At 47.0% G+C, this 17,314-nt stretch carries 17 protein-coding genes; 6 read left to right on the forward strand and 11 right to left on the reverse strand.

The features are described 5' to 3' along the window. Positions 1-132: 132 nt before the first annotated feature. Positions 133-891 (forward strand): lysophospholipid acyltransferase family protein, encoded by a 759-nt coding sequence (locus ACFQS8_RS10650; protein WP_382167315.1) that lies wholly within the window; start codon positions 133-135, stop codon positions 889-891. After that, positions 891-1,940: a DUF2125 domain-containing protein gene (locus ACFQS8_RS10655; RefSeq protein WP_382167316.1), complete on the forward strand. Its 1,050-nt coding sequence runs from the start codon at positions 891-893 to the stop codon at positions 1,938-1,940. Before ACFQS8_RS10650 ends, ACFQS8_RS10655 begins: the two co-directional genes overlap by 1 nt. 12 nt (positions 1,941-1,952) lie before the next feature. Here the strand turns inward: ACFQS8_RS10655 and ACFQS8_RS10660 are convergent, their stop codons facing one another. From ACFQS8_RS10660 to ACFQS8_RS10710, 11 genes are all read right to left on the reverse strand, one after another. After that, on the reverse strand, positions 1,953-2,909 hold the full coding sequence (locus tag ACFQS8_RS10660; RefSeq protein WP_382167317.1) for a prephenate/arogenate dehydrogenase family protein: 957 nt from the start codon (positions 2,907-2,909) through the stop codon (positions 1,953-1,955). Beyond that, positions 2,906-4,009 (reverse strand): histidinol-phosphate transaminase, encoded by a 1,104-nt coding sequence (gene hisC, locus ACFQS8_RS10665; RefSeq protein ID WP_382167318.1) that lies wholly within the window; start codon positions 4,007-4,009, stop codon positions 2,906-2,908. Before hisC ends, ACFQS8_RS10660 begins: the two co-directional genes overlap by 4 nt. A gap of 72 nt (positions 4,010-4,081) precedes the next feature. Further along, the gene (locus ACFQS8_RS10670) at positions 4,082-4,867 is read right to left on the reverse strand and encodes a hypothetical protein (RefSeq protein ID WP_382167319.1); all 786 of its coding nucleotides are present in this window, start codon (positions 4,865-4,867) and stop codon (positions 4,082-4,084) included. Positions 4,868-4,988: 121 nt separating this feature from the next. Next, positions 4,989-5,462 carry a PTS sugar transporter subunit IIA gene (locus ACFQS8_RS10675; protein ID WP_382167320.1) on the reverse strand — a complete coding sequence of 158 codons (474 nt, stop codon included), beginning with the start codon at positions 5,460-5,462 and terminating at the stop codon, positions 4,989-4,991. A 60-nt stretch (positions 5,463-5,522) separates the two neighbouring features. Next, positions 5,523-6,098 carry a ribosome hibernation-promoting factor, HPF/YfiA family gene (gene hpf / locus ACFQS8_RS10680; protein WP_382167321.1) on the reverse strand — a complete coding sequence of 192 codons (576 nt, stop codon included), beginning with the start codon at positions 6,096-6,098 and terminating at the stop codon, positions 5,523-5,525. 139 nt (positions 6,099-6,237) lie between these two features. Then, positions 6,238-7,755, reverse strand: coding sequence for an RNA polymerase factor sigma-54 (rpoN, locus tag ACFQS8_RS10685; protein WP_382167322.1), 1,518 nt, complete (start codon positions 7,753-7,755; stop codon positions 6,238-6,240). 9 nt (positions 7,756-7,764) lie between these two features. Continuing rightward, positions 7,765-8,535 carry an LPS export ABC transporter ATP-binding protein gene (gene lptB, locus ACFQS8_RS10690; protein WP_382167323.1) on the reverse strand — a complete coding sequence of 257 codons (771 nt, stop codon included), beginning with the start codon at positions 8,533-8,535 and terminating at the stop codon, positions 7,765-7,767. 64 nt (positions 8,536-8,599) lie between these two features. Continuing rightward, positions 8,600-9,136 carry a lipopolysaccharide transport periplasmic protein LptA gene (gene lptA, locus ACFQS8_RS10695; RefSeq protein WP_382167324.1) on the reverse strand — a complete coding sequence of 179 codons (537 nt, stop codon included), beginning with the start codon at positions 9,134-9,136 and terminating at the stop codon, positions 8,600-8,602. Between the two features lie 62 nt (positions 9,137-9,198). Further along, positions 9,199-9,837, reverse strand: a complete 639-nt coding sequence (gene lptC, locus ACFQS8_RS10700) for an LPS export ABC transporter periplasmic protein LptC (protein ID WP_382167325.1) — start codon at positions 9,835-9,837, stop codon at positions 9,199-9,201. Positions 9,838-9,940: 103 nt separating this feature from the next. Further along, complete coding sequence (locus tag ACFQS8_RS10705) at positions 9,941-10,555, reverse strand: ribonuclease D (RefSeq protein ID WP_382167326.1); 615 nt, start codon at positions 10,553-10,555, stop codon at positions 9,941-9,943. A 156-nt stretch (positions 10,556-10,711) separates the two neighbouring features. Beyond that, a complete protein-coding gene (locus ACFQS8_RS10710) occupies positions 10,712-11,776 on the reverse strand; it encodes a LacI family DNA-binding transcriptional regulator (RefSeq protein ID WP_382167327.1) in 1,065 nt (354 codons plus the stop codon). A 626-nt stretch (positions 11,777-12,402) separates the two neighbouring features. Between ACFQS8_RS10710 and ACFQS8_RS10715 the strand changes: the two genes are divergently transcribed. The 4 genes from ACFQS8_RS10715 (at position 12,403) to ACFQS8_RS10730 (ending at position 17,311) form a co-directional block, all read left to right on the forward strand. After that, complete coding sequence (locus ACFQS8_RS10715) at positions 12,403-14,052, forward strand: OpgD/OpgG family glucan biosynthesis protein (RefSeq protein WP_382167328.1); 1,650 nt, start codon at positions 12,403-12,405, stop codon at positions 14,050-14,052. Beyond that, complete coding sequence (locus ACFQS8_RS10720) at positions 14,036-14,194, forward strand: hypothetical protein (protein WP_382167329.1); 159 nt, start codon at positions 14,036-14,038, stop codon at positions 14,192-14,194. Before ACFQS8_RS10715 ends, ACFQS8_RS10720 begins: the two co-directional genes overlap by 17 nt. Before the next feature lie 89 nt (positions 14,195-14,283). Then, a complete protein-coding gene (gene mdoH, locus ACFQS8_RS10725; RefSeq protein ID WP_382167330.1) occupies positions 14,284-16,122 on the forward strand; it encodes a glucans biosynthesis glucosyltransferase MdoH in 1,839 nt (612 codons plus the stop codon). Beyond that, the gene (locus ACFQS8_RS10730) at positions 16,115-17,311 is read left to right on the forward strand and encodes an OpgC family protein (protein WP_382167331.1); all 1,197 of its coding nucleotides are present in this window, start codon (positions 16,115-16,117) and stop codon (positions 17,309-17,311) included. The genes mdoH and ACFQS8_RS10730 overlap by 8 nt, the downstream gene beginning before the upstream one ends. Positions 17,312-17,314 lie beyond the last annotated feature (3 nt).

Genomic DNA, 17,314 nt, shown 5'->3' on the forward strand with positions numbered 1-17,314 from the left:
CCACCAAGATACGCTTGCCAAGAAGGTGAAGCATCAATACTCAGTAAACAGATATGTTTTGTTCGCTCAGGCATGCAAAACGATAAACGATAACTTTCCTCCTGTCATTCAGTTCAAGAAAGACGCCCAAATATGATAACTTGGCTAAGGTCCTTTGTCTTTTTTGCTTGGTTCCATCTGACACTGGGTTTCTGGGGCGTGTTGTTTATCCCTGCTTTTTTCTTACCTCAGAAAGCTGCAATTTTTGGTGCAAAGGTCTGGGCTCTATCAACACGCTTTGGTCTGCGTTGGATTTGCAATATCAAAACTGAAATTCAAGGCATGGAAAATATGCCCGAAGGGGCCTGTCTGATCGCCTCCAAACACCAAAGTACATATGATATTCTCATGCCGTTTGTTTATGCAAAAAACCCGGCTTTCGTCCTAAAAAGAGAGTTGTTCTTCTATCCCTTCCTCGGCTGGTATGGTTGGAAAGCACGCATGATCCCAATTGACCGTGGTGGATATGTTAAAACTCTGAAAAAAATGCTGGCGCGGGCAAAACACGAAGCTGACAGAGGTCGCCAAGTCCTGATTTTCCCAGAAGGCACACGCCAAACACCTGGATCTGCACCTGATTATAAATCAGGTGTCTATGCGATGTATAAGGAATTAGAACAGCCTTGTGTGCCAGTCGCGCTTCTCACGGGACATGTTTGGCCACGCAAAAGCTTCCTCAAAAAACCTGGAACTGTTGTATTTAAAATTCTTCCAGCAATCGAAGCTGGATTACCCCGCAAAGAGTTTATGTCGCGTCTGCAAGCTGCTATTGAACCAGCAAGTAATACACTCATAGACGAGAGCGGCTTTTACGATAAAACGCCTCTGTCTGTTCAAAAAGAGCCTGCTTAATGAACGTGCCACAGCAAGATGCATCAACACGCCCAGCAAAGAAGTCTTCTAATTATCTTTGGATAATTTTTGCGACATTCTTTGTCGCTATCATCCTCTTCACGGTTTACTGGTTTGTGGCATCACACTACATAAAAAAAGGCGTCCTCAATTGGATGTCTGAGCAAGAGGCTCAAGGCTTTCAAATACAGCATCAAGGCGTTGGTATTGCCGGTTTCCCCTACCGATTTGAATTAAATGTACAATCTCCGAAGGTGACGACACCAGATACAAAATGGACATGGTCAACAGACCGACTCCAAATCGTCATGCAGTCGTATAATTTCAATCACTATATTGCATACGCACCTGGCAAACACATCGCCACGGATCATTTGAACAAAGTCACCTACACTTCCCAAATGGACGGGTTTGCAGCTTCCTACAGCCAAAGCAATAGCAAGGTAAAACGCCTTTCGATTGTCGCGAAATCTATGCAATCAACGGCGCAATCATCCAAAGATGGTGCCTCTGAAAGCCTCTCATTCATCAATCCACATTTTCATATGTCACCCATGCCCGATCAAGCAGATGATATGCGCCTTTTAATCGGGTTTGACACTTTAAGCCTGTCCTCCCCCATACCCGATGCCGAGTTTCTGGGAAATGATATAGGTCCGCTTTCAGCTCCTATAGCTATAAAACAAGGTATGAAGTTACTCGAACAAGGCGGCCCACTGGATTTTCTCATCACACAATTTGATCCAGCTATTGTGACACCAATTACGCAATTCAAATGGGGCCCATTGGAAGTCAAAGCAAAAACAGAAGGCATCAAAGTCGATACAGCGCACAAACCCGCTGGAATGTTAAATATCCGCCTTGAGAACATCCCAGACCTTCGCAATGCCTTAGAGAAAGCTGGCAAACTTGATGATGAGAAAAAAGCCGCACTCACTCTCGCCGAAGGAATGATGAAACAAGAAGACGCCTATCTGCCCATCAACTTCACGGGCGGAAAAGTCAAAATCTTATTTCAAGATGTCGCTGAATTGGACCCGCTCTATTAGAGCCGCAATCGATTACTCAGCAGGTGTGTCATCTTCCTGATTGCGCCGCCCAAAGTTTGGTGCTGCCGTGTCTTGTCCTGCTTCAATAACTGATTTTCGAATAGAACGCGCACGCGTAAACAACTCAAACAATTGATCTCCGTCAGACCAACGAATGGCGCGCTGCAAAGCCGCCAAATCTTCTGTGAAGCGTCCCAGAGTTTCTAAAACAGCCTCTTTATTGTTCAAAAACACATCTCTCCACATCGTCGGATCAGATGCTGCAATACGGGTAAAGTCTCGAAAACCACCCGCTGAAAATTTCACAACTTCCCCTTCTGTGACTTGCTCCATATCTTCAGCAGTCGCGCATATATTATATGCTATCAGGTGAGGTAAGTGGCTCGTTATCGCCAGTACAAGATCATGTCTTTTAGCAGTCATAATCTCAACGGTAGAGCCAAAAGCTTCCCAAAATTTTGTGAGTTTAGCTGTTGCTAATTGGTACGCTTCGTCTTGATCTTCTAGCGGCGTCAAAATGCACCAACGTCCAGAAAATAATTTTGCAAACCCAGCGTCGGGTCCAGAATGCTCGGTTCCCGCAATTGGGTGGCCTGCGATAACGTGCGCATAGGAAGGCGCAACCGCGAGCATATCATTCAGGGCGCTGGCCTTAACCGAGCCCACATCAGATAGTATAGCACCCGCCTTCAAGAAGGGGGACGCAGCCTTAGCAGCGGTCTCGATCATGCCTACGGGTGTACATAAAATGACTAAATCTGCGTCCGTACACGCTTCTTCTACGGTCTCACAAATAGAGCCAAGCGCTATTTTCTTAGCGCGCTCACGCACCGCTTCGTTTGCATCATAAATAAGAACAGACTTTGCTGCACCACTCGCTTCGCAGGCGCGAGCGATGGATGAACCTATTAATCCTGCGCCTAAAATTGCTACAGTTTCAAATACATGCGTCTCTAATCGTTCAATCATGATGTCTTCAAAAAGTCTGCTAAATGGCTAAGGACAGCATCTACACTCTCCGCGTTTCCTACTGAAATACGTAGGCAATCGGGCAATTTATATGCCGCCATTGCACGCACAGAAACGCCGTGAGCATCCAAATATTTAGCGGCATCAGACGCTGTTTTCCCTAGACTTTCTGGAAAATTCACCAACACAAAATTCGCAACACTCGGCACAGGTGCAAGACCTAAATCCTCCAAACCATCTGTCAGTCGCTCACGTTGAGCATCATTCAAAGCTAAAGAAGTTTCGATAAACGTTTGATCCTGAATAGCTGCAATTCCAGCACGTTGCGCCGTTTCCGACACATTAAAAGGCCCACGGACACGGTGTAGCGCATCAATCACATGCATTGGCGCGTACCCCCAGCCCAATCGAAGCGCCGCTAAACCGTATATCTTAGAGAATGTACGGGTCATGATCACATTCTCAAACTCAGATACGAGTTCAATCCCTGAAGAATAGTCATTTGCACGCACATATTCTGCATAGGCTGCGTCCAATACCAGCAATACATTGCTCGGCAAGCCAGCGTGTAGGCGGCGCACGTCTTCAAAAGAGATATACGTTCCCGTCGGATTATTGGGGTTCGCGATAAACACCATTTTTGTCTTCGCTGTCACGCGCTCTAAAATCGCATCCACATCCGTACGCAGTTGTGTTTCGGGAGCAATGACAGTCACCGCGCCTGACTGCTGCGCGACGAGGTGGTAGACTAAAAACCCATGCGTTGTCTGGATAATTTCATCGCCAGTTTCCAAATAAGCCTTTGCAAGCATTTGGAAAATTTCGTCCGATCCAGCACCGCAAATAATGCGATTTGCGTCCAATCCATAACGTTGAGCAATCGCCTCACGCAATGCCCTGGCGCTACCATCTGGGTATGTCTCTAAATTCGCAGATACATCTATTACAGCCTGTCGTGCTGCCGGCGAAGCGCCTAAAGGGTTCTCATTTGACGCTAATTTAAATGATGGGCCTGAGCCTTTTGTCGGCGCATGTCCGGGCACATATGGCGATATTTCCATAACTTGCGCTAATGCCTGAGGACGTGGCTTATCTATCATTTGTTTTGCTTTCGGAAAGGCGTGTAAGGTCCATGCTTCCATGGCACAGAATGGCACTATCTACCATCTGCTCTATGGTCGCGGCAACACACCTATAATCCGAAAGCCATCTAGTCCAGCATTACGTGCTTCGATCACCCGTGAATCATCTTCCGTTACGTAACCTGACAATTTTATCAGCGCCAAAGATCTCACTCTCGCCACGACCTCTCCGGGCAATTCAATCTGTCGCAACAAACGGTTTGCGTCATGGATGTCATCATGGGCAATTGCAAACATATCATCCGAACCCGAAGGTGAGAGCGCTTTTCGAGCGACAATCGCTGTCTCCATTGGCGGCGCATCATCCCCCGGCAAGTTTGGCCAGCCGGATAAAATTTTAAGGCCAGCAAAACGACTTTCATTCATCATTGGCCACCATTGTCCCCCACCCGCCAGCTCAGGCCACGGCAAACACGCGACAACACCCGCTTCTTCTGCGACAGCCTCGAGCGCTTCTCGCGGATCAGCTGAACGGGTTAATTTTGCGGCATATCCGAAGAAACCACGCGCGGCATCCACAAGGCGCGCCTCATCGCCCCCTGCATAGCGTACGGCCTTAACCCCTTGATAAACCACACACTCCCCAATGAACGCACGGCAAAACCGTGCAACAGCATCAATAGACACATCATCAGGTGCCTCTCCAATCAATCGTCGGATGAGTGCTGCATCGGCTGCAAGGTCAGCAGATATCTCGTTTTCATCGACATGCCGTGCTTCTTTTAGTGCGCTGATAGCACGTAAACGCCGTACAAATGCTTCACTTAGAGCACGATCCGCTGATTCGATTTCAGCTAATATGTATTCATCATTCATGTGCCGGTTCCTTGCCTCGTATAGGCAATCTAGCGAAGCTATTGCGAATTTCAAACAGGCTCAAAGCACCTGAGTGTTGAATTACGCAGGCGTTTTCGTTTTTTAGCAATCTGTTATTACATCAAGCCGCTGTAGTTTCTGGCTTGGACGCTTGTGTGAAAGCAGCTAAAACAGCATCAACCGACAGAGCTTTGCGTAAGTCTTCACGCAATTTTTCCTGCCGCATAACACGAGACACTTTCGCTAACGCGCGCAAATGGTCCACGCCCGCCTCTTTGGGTGCCAGAAGCAGAAAAATAAGATCACAATCGCGCTCATCAATCGCTTCAAAATCAACCGGTTCTTCTAGGCGTGCAAAAGCGCCAATAGGCTCCTTCAGTCCAGCTATACGTGCGTGAGGGATTGCAACTCCCTCACCCACGCCAGTGGACCCAAGACGCTCTCGTTCCATAACCGCCGAGAAAATTTCATTCGCATCAAGGTTTAAAGCTTCCGCGATAATCTCTGACAATTCAGAAATAGCTAGCTTTCGGCTGCCCCATTTCGCACGCGGCGAAATTGTTTCAGGACGAAGCAAGTCCAAAACGTCTGTCATATTAGATATTTTCTCGTCAATAATTATCAGAAACTACGGTATTTTGAGTACCAGTTACAGCTATGACACGCTGGGATCAACCCAACCCACATTTCCGTCGTTACGACGAAACACCATATTCAACGAACCATGTGATGCGTTTCTAAACATAATCGCTGGAGAATCAGTGAGTTCCAGCTGCATGACTGCCATAGAAACAGTCATAGTTTTTAATTTCGCATTTGATTCTGCAATGATTGCAGGCGCAGTTCCAAGCGAAATGGAGTCATCATCGTCCTCATCTGATGAGGCAATAATACGTTCCATCATCGCTTCTGCTGGCAGAACGTCTTTATTGTTTTTGTGATGATCTTTCAAACGCCTGTGATACCGGCGTACACGTTTTTCGATCTTTTCCAAAGCCGCCTCAAAAGCAGAATGCGCATCCACGCCTTCACCATGAGCCTGCAAAGTTACACCGGAGGGTAAGTGAACTGAACAATCTACTTCAAAATTTCGACTTGGTTTAGATACAAAAACAGTAGCTTCACCAGCGCGTTCAAAGTATTTGGATACACTTCCTTCAAGACCAGACGCGATACGCTCTTTAAGTGCATCACCCAAGTCGATTTGTTTTCCAGCGATTTCAATTTGCATGTGGGGTCTCCAATAGTACGAAAAACTTGTCTGACGAACATCGTCAGACTCCCCTGAGGCTGAAAGCCATCATGTATAAGCGGTCCTGTTAAGACAGCACAGAATGACCAGCCCGTCTCAGTTTAGATAGTGAAGCACATTATGATGCGCGGGCCAATATCCTACGGCGCTCAACTGAAGAAGGAATTCGCAAAGATTCCCGATATTTAGCAACTGTACGTCTTGCAATATCAATTCCGTGCCCACGTAAACGCTCAACAATCTGATCATCAGAAAGAACTGCGTCTGGTGCCTCGTCATCAATCATCGCTTTAATCCGATAACGGACAGCCTCAGCCGAGTGAGCCTCCCCACCACGAATTGCCGGAATAGATGCAGAAAAGAAGTATTTTAGCTCGAAAACACCACGCGGCGTCGACATAAATTTGTTCGATGTCACACGCGAAACAGTGGACTCATGCATATCAACAGCATCAGCCACAGTTTTCAAATTAAGTGGACGCAAAGCCTGTACACCGCGCACAAAGAACCCATCCTGCTGACGGATAATCTCTTGAGATACTTTCAAAATCGTCCGCGCGCGCTGATCCAAACTTTTGATCAACCAGTTCGCATTTGCGTGACATTCGGATACAAATTCTTTCTCATCTTCCGTGCGCGTCACACGAGAGACTTCCGCATAGTAAGAACGATCCAACAGCACTTTTGGAAGTGTGTCTGAGTTCAATTCAACCGCGAACATACCATTGCTTAGTTCACGAACAAACACATCAGGTATGACAGTTGCTGCAGCATCACCAGCAAAACCAGCAGCTGGACGCGGAGATAAATCACGCAATTCTGCCAGCATGTCCGATAGATCATCGCGATCCACACCGCAAATCTCTGCAAGGCCTTTTAAATTGCCTTTTGCAATCATTTCCAGATTTTCCAGCATTGCCGCCATACAGGGGTCAAAGCGGTTTTTCTCTTTCAATTGAATGGCAAGGCAATCTTGTAAATTGGCTGCGAATACACCCGTAGGCTCAAAACCTTGACACACAGTCAAAACACGTTGAATTTCAGATACATCCGTCCCTAAAGCTTGGGCAATCTCTTCTTGAGGAATGCGCATATAGCCCACCTCGTCAAGTTCATCGATCAAACGTTGCGCGATAAATTTATCTGCCCCCTGAAGCCCAGACATTTTTAACTGCTCTTCTAAATGAGAGCGCAATGTCACATCTTCACACAGATTGCTTTCGAAATCGAAATCATCACCGCCGCCAGAACTAGAGCTTCCACCCTTACCCGCACCGGACCAATCTAAAGAAGAAGATGGGCCACTAATGGACGCACTTCCATCTTCTGATCGCACTTGTTCTGAAGGGCTATCAGCCTCATAGGCATCTTCACGGGGCGCATCAAGATTCCCCTGCGCTTCCCCGGAGCCTATATCAAAATCACCCTCTTTGGACGTGTCTGCAGCCTCACTCTTTGGTGAAACATCTTCAGAACCATCGCCTTTTTGAATAAGCGGATTCTTCTCAATCTCTGCTTCGACATACTCTGCGAGTTCAATATTTGATAATTGCAGCAATTTAATTGCTTGCTGCAATTGCGGCGTCATAACAAGGGATTGCCCCTGCCGCATCTGCAAACGTTGTGAAATCGCCATACGAGCCCCCTAGGCCGCGAACCGGTCCCCAAGATAGACCCGACGCACGTCTTTATTGGCCAGAATTTCGTCTGGTTGGCCTTCAAAGAGCACTTCACCTTCATAAATAATGGAGGCGCGATCAACAATATCGAGCATTTCACGTACTTGGTGATCTGTAATCAACACGCCTAATCCGCGTTGCTTCAAATATCGCACCAAATCTGAAATATCAGATACTGCCAATGGGTCGATCCCGGCGAAGGGTTCGTCCAACAAAATGAAACTAGGCCGAGACGCAAGCGCGCGCGCAATCTCTACACGGCGGCGTTCACCACCCGATAAAGAGTTTGCACTTTGATCTTTTAGGTGCGCAACATTCAGTTCATCCATCAAAGAGCCCACAAGTTCGAGGCGTTTATCTTTGGATTTCTCTGTCAGTTCTGCAACACTCATGATGTTTTGTTCAACGGTCATGCCTCGGAAAATTGAATTTTCCTGAGGAAGGTAACCGACGCCAAGGCGTGCACGTTGGTACATCGGCAACGCTGTCACATCCTCTCCATCAATTTCCACACGTCCGTTATCCACAGCGATGAGTCCCATAATCATATAGAAACAGGTGGTTTTACCCGCCCCGTTCGGCCCAAGCAGACCGACTATTTCACCACGATTTAAAGAAAGAGAGACATCTTTCACGACACTTCGGCCTTTAAAGGCCTTCGCCATGCTCAACGCTCGAAGGCCACCCTTGCCTTCTTCCCCTACATCACTTGGTTGCATAATCTTCTGCCCGTTCATTAGAACTCAACACCATTAAAATCAGGTTAGAACATGCCTGCAAATCTTCACAGACATCATTAATTTATTGACCAGAAGGTGCCTCAACACTTTCAAAGACGGAGCGCACGCGCCCACCTTGACCGCCGCCATCCATGTTATAACGCCCGCGTGGAATATCAATCACCAAGTGACTCCCCGCAATGACACCATCTGCATTCGTCACAAGCACATTTCCAGAAAGTGTAATGCGCTCTTTCTCAGCATTATAAACACCGCGCTCGGCTTTCACACGCTCAACGGGTGTAATATAGTAAACTTCACCGCTCGCACGTATTTCTTTTAGAGCTCCGATAGCGCCTGTCGTTGATTTTGCACGTTCTTTTTGGGCTTCCTTGTCCCAATAACTGACGACAACTTTATCCGCGCGAATACGCGATTGCCCCTGAATGACATCCACATTGCCATCATAAATGGCTTCTTGCTTCAGGTCGTCCAACTCAAAGCGGTCTGCTGTAATTTCGATTGGACCACTATCATTTCCAAGTTGAGCATGAGCAGCAGGCACCATTATGCCAAGCGCAAATATACTCGTAAGAACTGCGTTTTTGAATTTCAACATGCCGTAATTCCTCATCACTGCGCCTACTCTACTCATACTATTCAACATGGTTAACGTCGCCCTTAATTTGCAGCTTCCTGATCGGCACTTACTATACGAGTCCACACATTTCCGGTGAGGACAGTTTTCTTGCCCCCCTCCATCACCTCAAAACTGTCTGCACGAAACTCACCTAAAGGCCCGTCACCATCTATCGCATAATCACCAACAACACGGTTTTCACTTACATAAATGATCGCATTTTGCGTACGTAACTCATATTCAGACGCATCAACCAAATGCACATCACCTGAAAGCGTGAGCAATTGACGCTCACGATCATAAACGCCGGCTTTTGCGCGTACAATTCCGCCAATACCATCTTCCAAAACGGGATTTTGAAGATCTACCACTTCAAGCTCATCTATGCGTCGCTTTGCAGTACCTGCTGTGAGCGTGAATGCGTTCCCGTTATTATCGCGACCAGTAAAGCGCGGGTTTAGCATTGTAATACCATTCACCGGTTTTACTTGCGTATTGCTACCCGACATAAACCCATGAACAATAATAGGCCCGATCAACCACCCTGCTGATATCGCAATCCCTGCCATGAAAAGCATGCGAATAAGCCCGACAAGGCTTGAACGAAATCGCGCCTGTGAAAGGGTCGTCGCGCGCCGAGGCTCCCATAAGTCCATCTTATTGTGAGTGAGCGCGTTCAAAATGGACCCCGTTTTTAAAATTCTGTCGTTATCATATTGGCGAATAAGTTAGCATAAATAAAGGACGAACCTTGTCCGCACTGTGACACTTCTCAGTATTTCTTTAACTGTGCGCGAAAATATCAGTCTCAGGCCACCCTGCCAAATCGAGATCGGCACGCTTAGGCAAGAAATCAAAACAAGATTGCGCCAATTCCAAACGCCCTTCGCGTTCAAGCATTACAATCAGCTTCTCACGGATTTCATGTAAATAAAGAACATCAGACGCGGCATATGCTAATTGCGCCTCGCTCAAAGCCTCTGCTCCCCAATCAGATGATTGTTGTGCTTTAGACATATCTGCGCCAACCAATTCGCGACTAACATCTTTCAAACCGTGTCTGTCTGTATAAGTGCGCGCAAGCTTAGATGCTATTTTCGTACAGAAAATCGGCGCACACTCTATACCCAACCATCTTTTCATCATGGCAACATCAAAGCGCGCGAAGTGAAAGATTTTCAAAACAGATGTATCAGACAGCAATGCTTTTAAATTTGGGCAATCAAATGTTTTCCGGTCTAGGCGCACAACATGCTCATCACCTGTGCCGTCTGAAAGTTGAACAACACAAAGCTGGTCACGATGGAAATTCAATCCCATAGCTTCAGTATCAACCGCGATAATGGATCCTAATTTCAACCCATTTGGCAAATCGCCTTCATGATATCTGATTGCCATTTTCATATTCCTCACAATTCGTGACACTAAACTACAATTATTTACCGTAGATATGTAGGGTTTCCATGTCGGTGCAACCCTATTTCATACAATAGCATGCAGAACAAATGAGAACTTGGCATAAAACACACACTTCATCCTCAATTGCCACTAAACTTAGCTATGTCGATTAGGTGACGAGGTGGATGCGCGCTCAACGAGGGTATAATCCAGCCATTGATGATGCGCAGGGCTTGCATTCGCAGCATCTTCCTTTGGGAAAATGATTCCATCCAGTCTTTCAACAGCAACAGACCCAATCTCAGACACTGGCTGGTGAACTGTCGTTAGATGTGGCCAAATACTTGTAGCGATGGGTGAATCATCAAATCCAGCAACAGACAAATCTCCGGGTAAAATCAAACCCTGACGGGACCCCGCCCCCAATACACCTGCCGCCATGTCATCATTCGCTGCAAAAATAGCCGTAGGTCTTGGGTCGAACGTAAGCATGCGCTCTGCCGCTTGCATTCCAGAAAGATAAGTAAAATCACCTTGCTCAACTAAGAGCGGGTTCACTTCCAACCCCGCCTCATCCATCGCCTCGCAAAACCCCTGATACCGCAGCGCCGTACCCGCATGGTCTTTGCGTCCTTTGATGTAACCAATATGTACATGCCCGAGGGCTATCAATCTTTGAGTCAGCGTTTTGGCTGCCGCTCTATTATCAATACCGATCTCAAACGCATGCGCTAATTTCTTTCGGGGGGAACTTACACGCCCCGTCGTAAATACTGCTGGAATTTTCTCACGCTCAATAACGGCCCGCGTCTCTGCTTCATCTCCCATGGGAGATGGCAAGATAATCCCATCCCACAGCGCTCCATACTGTTGAGCAAGCGTTTCAGCAGAAAAGTCTTTCCCTGCGCGTATCACGACAAGCTGGTGCCCAAGCCGCCCAGCCATCTCTACTGCACCCAATAATAACTCGCCCAAATAGGAACTAGAGGGATTTCCATAAAGCAGGCAGATGCGCGCTACTTTAGCACCCGCCAGCCGCCGCGCTCCGATATTTGGTCGATATTTAAGCTTCCGGATTGATTCTTGGACCGAGATACGCGTTGATTCCCGCACACTCGCTTCGCCATTAATCACCCGAGAAACAGTCATCGGTGAGACGCCTGCATCCTTTGCAACGTCAGACAATGTTATAGATTTTGATCGCGCTCTGTCCGAACCCAAAACTTTTTCCTGTCAATCTCCACGCGCATAAGCGATTCGCGAAGCTACCATCTGCTAAAATAAGAAAATGGCTGAGACTAACTTAAATCACAAGCACTAAGCCGCAAATCTTCTAGCTAACCCACTGTCACACCAGTATTTTAGCACTTTCACCGCGTCTAACCACTCACAAAAGTCACAAAAACGCGCCGCTTCTCACTTGCGAGGGTCACTTTTGTGGGGGAATCACCCCAACGGCCAGAGATTCGCAATGCTTACAAATTTTTCATAACTGCCAGAATCTCAAGCAATACGCGGCTTTTAAGGCGTTAAGGTTAAGTTTAAACGATAGCTTACTGATTTTTCACATGAAACTTTTCTGGATTTGAGTAATAAGAGCTCATCGTTAACAGGAGGACGCCGAATCTTCACGGGATCAATCTTAACCCAGCTTATTTTGATACTCTGAACACAGACCCTTCATCGCTCAATGGAACATCTCGATCGCTAGTGCGTTCATCCAGCAGATTATCCTATTCGCGAGTTTAACAATCAGTTTCAACTCTCTACCGCTTTTCGCAACGTCGTCTTAAATCGACATACCCAAACAACGCCCCTAGGGGAAACAAAAGGTTAACAATACGTTAATGTCCCGCCCGTCCATTACCCTCTTCATTTCTTGGATGATCTTATCATTGTTCGCCTGCATGCCAGCTAGTTCTGCGCCTGATGCTGCGCGTGACATGGTAGCAAATGCGGACGCTCCATTTTCGTTTGACCTTTTATCAGAAGTCATGGAAGCGCGCGCCAAAGCGCCTTATGAAGCGCCATCACGTGATGAACTTCCAGAAATTCTAAGTAGCATGACATATGATGAGCACCGCGCCATCCGTCATGACCCTGAGAAAGCTTATTGGAAGGATCAATCTCCATTTGAGATGCAAGCCTTCCACCTTGGTGGGATTTTCTGGGAAACAGTTCGCATCTATGAAGTCACAAACGAAAAGGTAAAGCCTGTTGGCTTTAGCTCAGATGACTTCATTTATCGCGAGCCATTAGACCCAGCTGATTTTGAAGATTTCGTTATGCCAGGCGTTGCTGGCTTTCGTTTAGCCTCACCTCTAAATTCGGCAGATTACAAAGATGAACTTGTATCCTTCATTGGAGCAAGCTATTTCCGTGCGCTTGGTAAAGGCAGCCTATATGGTCTTTCAGCACGTGGACTTGCCGTAAACACAGCGACTGCTGCTGGTGAAGAATTTCCACGCTTTTCAGATTTTTACATCGAAAAACCAACTAAAGACGCCCAAGACATCACAGTCTACGCAGCTTTGGACAGTAAATCTGTGACGGGTGCATATAAATTCGTAATCACACCCGGCGAAGACACAACTATGGATGTGACAGCACGCTTATATTTCCGCAAAGATGTTGCGCGTTTAGGTGTCGCCCCCCTGACAAGCATGTATCTCTATTCTGATTCAAACCACCGCTTTGATGATTACCGCGGACGTGTTCATGATAGTGATGGTCTAAAAATCATCCGTGCCAATGGTGATGAATTGTGGCGCAGCCTCAACAATCCGCAAACTTTGGCAAACTCTTACTTTGCTGAGAACAATGTAAAAGCTTTCGGACTTATGCAGCGCAATCGTGATTTCAACCAATATCAAGATGCAGAAGCCCATTATGAGCGCCGTCCATCTCTTCTTGTAGAGCCTGTTGGCGAATGGGGAAAAGGGACTGTTTCTCTGGTGGAAATCCCAACTGAATTGGAAATCAACGATAATATTGTTGCCTTCTGGACGCCATCAGACGCCCCTAAAGCGGGAGAGTTTCGCGAATACTCATACCGCCTATCATGGGGTGATATTGAGCGCCCTGATCATGAACAAGATGTAACGCAAATGGGCGTTTCAGACACAATTTCGCCTGAAAAAACAGATACTAAAAAGACATTCGCTCGTGTAATTGGCCTGCGTGGCGGCATGGGTGGTGTATCGGGAACTGTAGGCAAAAACCCGTTACGTAAATTTGTTGTAGATTTTGAAGGAGGACAACTTGAGAACCTTCCAGAAGACGCAGACGTAAAGTCTGTCATCAACATAAGTCGTGGTGACCTCGTACACACTTCTTTGTCCCGCATAGGCGATTCAAATGTGTGGCGCTTAGTCCTCGACGCAAAAACAAACTCGGACAAACCAATGGAAATGAACGCTTACCTTGAAAATAAGGGTGAACGTCTGTCCGAAATCTGGCTTTACCAATGGAGAACTGGCGATGAAAAACGTCACTGAAAAATCTAACTCTGTATCAAAATCAACAATGCGTGGCCTACCAAACGCACCTTTGGCTATGCCTGCTCAATCGCTTGAGCGTCGTCGCACACGTCGTACGACTTCAGTTTTGCCATTTATGGCTCGCCTCGCCGCAAAATAATGCGTGCCTAAGCGACAAAATTCATCTATTTCAGTTCCATCCCGAGCTAGCTAGTTTCCCTTAGCGGCATGGAACTGTAAGGTAAGCCTATGCTTTTTATTAGTCGCTTCATCTCCCTTGCTTACGCGTTGATCATTGCTATCGCAGCAACGCGGCTTTCAGCCGAAGTGTTTTTCGCTGATGGCATAGATTTTCTCGATTATATTCGAATCTTTCTGCTCGCTATCACATCCGCTTGGATAGCGTGGGGCGGCTCAATGGCGATAGGTGGCCTATTCTCCGACCGACCGGATCCACTTAAAAACCCAGAACAGCCCCTGCCGCCCATTTCAGAGGCGCGCCGTACAGCGATACTCGTTCCTGTTTATAATGAAGATCCATCACGCACATTTTCTCATGTCGCCGCAATGGTGCATTCATTAAGCCTTACGAATGCTTCAGACCATTTTGATTTTGCTATCCTTTCTGACACAAATAAAAGCGACATCATTTCTCTGGAAGAGGAATGGTTTGAAAAACTTGCAAATGAATGGGGTGACAAATCCAACATTTTCTATCGCCGCCGCGAGGTGAATACGGGAAAAAAAGCCGGAAATATTGAAGACTTCATTCGCACATCTGGTGCTGCTTATGAATATCTCATCATTCTTGATGCAGACAGCCTCATGGAAGGCGAAACGCTTGTGCATATGGTGCAGCGTATGGAAGCGAATGAAAACATTGGACTTCTACAAACCCTACCTAAAGTTATCCGCGCACGCACATGGTTTGGCCGTGCAATACAATTTGCTGCTAACTATTTCTCTCCTTCATTTGCGCGCGGGCTCGCCAGCACACAAGGCGAGGAAGGCCCGTTTTGGGGACATAATGCAATTGTGCGCACACATGCATTTGCCACAAGCTGTGGTCTACCAGCCCTAAAGGGTAAACCTCCTTTTGGTGGTCACATTCTTAGTCATGATTATGTGGAAGCAGCACTTTTATCTCGCGCTGGTTGGACCGTCATAGTTGACCCTGAAATTCAAGGCTCATTTGAAGAAGGCCCCGAGAATATAATCGACTTTGCCAAGCGCGACCGTCGCTGGTGTCAGGGTAACCTCCAGCATACTCGCCTCGTTGGTGCGCCCGGCCTCACGCTATGGTGTCGATTTACCTTCATGCAGGGTATCATGGCTTATTTAGCTTCACCGCTTTGGGCATTGTTTATCATTGCCTCCATTCTTGCTCCAACATTGGTGGAGACAACGACCAATTACTTCCCCAACCCAGGTCAACGGCCCGTCTTCCCTGTCTCCGCAGAAACACAAGCGCTCACCCTTATTATAGGTGTCCTTGTTTTGCTCATCGGCCCCAAATTCCTTATCGTGCTGCGTGGTTTGCTCACGGGCGAAAACAAAGATTTTGGTGGCACACTCACGGCGCTCTGGAGTACGACGATTGAGATTATTTGGTCGTCCATGTTTGCCCCCATCATGTTGATGTTTCAAACACGTGCTTTCCTAGAAATAGTTTCAGGCAGAGATGGCGGTTGGCCAGCATCAAACCGTGATGCAGATACCGTGGGATTAAAAGAAAGCTTTCTTGCCTCTTGGTGGATATCACTGACAGGTATCGCCATAATGGCAGCATGTTGGTTTTTAGCGCCGCAACTTGTATATTGGTTCATGCCGATTGCAATTCCGCAAATCCTTGCGCCGGTTCTCATTACCATCACATCAACTCGATCGACTGGAAAGTTTGCATCAGCCGTCGGCGCATTTTGGACCCCAACAGAATACGCCCCAATGCACATTATGCAGATCCAAGAAACCATTTTACAACAATGGCGCGCGAACGCGATACTCAGCGATGCAACAGATGCAAAGCAGAACGATAGCACACAAGGCTCAGACCCAGACCACAGCATAGACAGCACCACACATGCCTAATACCTCTGGGGCTGCTCACTCGCCAAAAAACACCCCCAAAGCATCGCGCGATCGCCGGCTCGATGTCTTTCGTGGCTTTGCTATTCTCACGATTTTCATCAACCATGTACCGGGTAATGCATTTGAAAAATTCACTTCCCGAAATTGGGGTTTCTCAGATGCCGCAGAAGCATTTGTGCTCATGTCCGGTATTGCCGTTGGCCTAGCCTATACAGGCACTTTCCAGCGCGGCGAGTTTATGAATGGCGCAAAGAAAATGTGGGCGCGCGCTTTCAAACTATATTGGTCCCACCTTCTTGTTATTGCTGCATGTTTTGCAATCTTGGCTATTTCTATTGGCTTTTTCGACACGCAAAAAATGATACGCGCCGTATCGCTACAGCCCCTTATAGAGCACCCCATTTTAGCCTCTATCGGCGTGCCTCTTCTCACCTACCAAATCGGGTATGTGAACATTCTTCCGCTCTATATGCTGCTCATCATGATGGCACCCGCATTTTTGTGGCTAGGTGTAAAAAACCACTGGCTTCTCATAGGCTTATCAGCTTTTGTTTGGTTTGCATTACATATACTATTTTACAATGGCATCTATATAAACATGCCAAACTGGCCCCATGATGGACGCTGGTTTCTTAATCCGTTTGCGTGGCAATTTATCTTTGTGATCGGTATCGTCGGCGGCATGAGCACACGTACAGGGAAGCAGATCGCCCCCTTCCATCCTGTGCTCTACATCCTTGCGCTAGCCTACACGTTATTCTCATTTTACTGGATACAAATGCACATGGGCGCACTACCGTTTAACGACGAATTACCGCGTATTTTCAAAGACTTCAATAAATCTTACCTATCCCTGCCACGCCTCTTGCACGTGCTCTCAATGGCGTATTTGATCATCAATACCAAATGGCCTAGCTGGATAGCGACATCACGCCTATGGAATGGATTAGAGCTTATGGGCAAACACGGATTACCTGTGTTTGCTGTTGGTACGGTTCTTTCCATACTCCTACAGTGCTTCAGACAGATAATTACACCGACACTCCTGATCGATATCATCCTGTTTAGTATCGGGATTGCGGTTCAATATTATGTCGCTGTATATGCCAGTGGAAACCGCAAAAGGGGTGCTGACCGTGCACTTAAAAATGCCAAACCAGCTCCTATTCATGATGGTTTAATTCGTTAATTG

The sequence above is a fragment of the Hirschia litorea genome (genome assembly GCF_042665075.1).
In the GTDB taxonomy this organism is placed as follows: Bacteria; Pseudomonadota; Alphaproteobacteria; order Caulobacterales; family Hyphomonadaceae; genus Hirschia; species Hirschia litorea.

Bases quoted from the DNA above. Each gene is read 5' to 3' on its own strand.
- ACFQS8_RS10650 (WP_382167315.1), top strand. From the start codon at position 133: ATGATAACTTGGCTAAGGTCCTTTGTCTTTTTTGCTTGGTTCCATCTG.
- ACFQS8_RS10655 (WP_382167316.1), top strand. From the start codon at position 891: ATGAACGTGCCACAGCAAGATGCATCAACACGCCCAGCAAAGAAGTCT.
- ACFQS8_RS10660 (WP_382167317.1), bottom strand. From the start codon at position 2,909: ATGATTGAACGATTAGAGACGCATGTATTTGAAACTGTAGCAATTTTA.
- hisC (WP_382167318.1), bottom strand. From the start codon at position 4,009: ATGATAGATAAGCCACGTCCTCAGGCATTAGCGCAAGTTATGGAAATA.
- ACFQS8_RS10670 (WP_382167319.1), bottom strand. From the start codon at position 4,867: ATGAATGATGAATACATATTAGCTGAAATCGAATCAGCGGATCGTGCT.
- ACFQS8_RS10675 (WP_382167320.1), bottom strand. From the start codon at position 5,462: ATGACAGACGTTTTGGACTTGCTTCGTCCTGAAACAATTTCGCCGCGT.
- hpf (WP_382167321.1), bottom strand. From the start codon at position 6,098: ATGCAAATTGAAATCGCTGGAAAACAAATCGACTTGGGTGATGCACTT.
- rpoN (WP_382167322.1), bottom strand. From the start codon at position 7,755: ATGGCGATTTCACAACGTTTGCAGATGCGGCAGGGGCAATCCCTTGTT.
- lptB (WP_382167323.1), bottom strand. From the start codon at position 8,535: ATGAACGGGCAGAAGATTATGCAACCAAGTGATGTAGGGGAAGAAGGC.
- lptA (WP_382167324.1), bottom strand. From the start codon at position 9,136: ATGTTGAAATTCAAAAACGCAGTTCTTACGAGTATATTTGCGCTTGGC.
- ACFQS8_RS10705 (WP_382167326.1), bottom strand. From the start codon at position 10,555: ATGGCAATCAGATATCATGAAGGCGATTTGCCAAATGGGTTGAAATTA.
- ACFQS8_RS10715 (WP_382167328.1), top strand. From the start codon at position 12,403: ATGTCCCGCCCGTCCATTACCCTCTTCATTTCTTGGATGATCTTATCA.
- ACFQS8_RS10720 (WP_382167329.1), top strand. From the start codon at position 14,036: ATGAAAAACGTCACTGAAAAATCTAACTCTGTATCAAAATCAACAATG.
- mdoH (WP_382167330.1), top strand. From the start codon at position 14,284: ATGCTTTTTATTAGTCGCTTCATCTCCCTTGCTTACGCGTTGATCATT.
- ACFQS8_RS10730 (WP_382167331.1), top strand. From the start codon at position 16,115: ATGCCTAATACCTCTGGGGCTGCTCACTCGCCAAAAAACACCCCCAAA.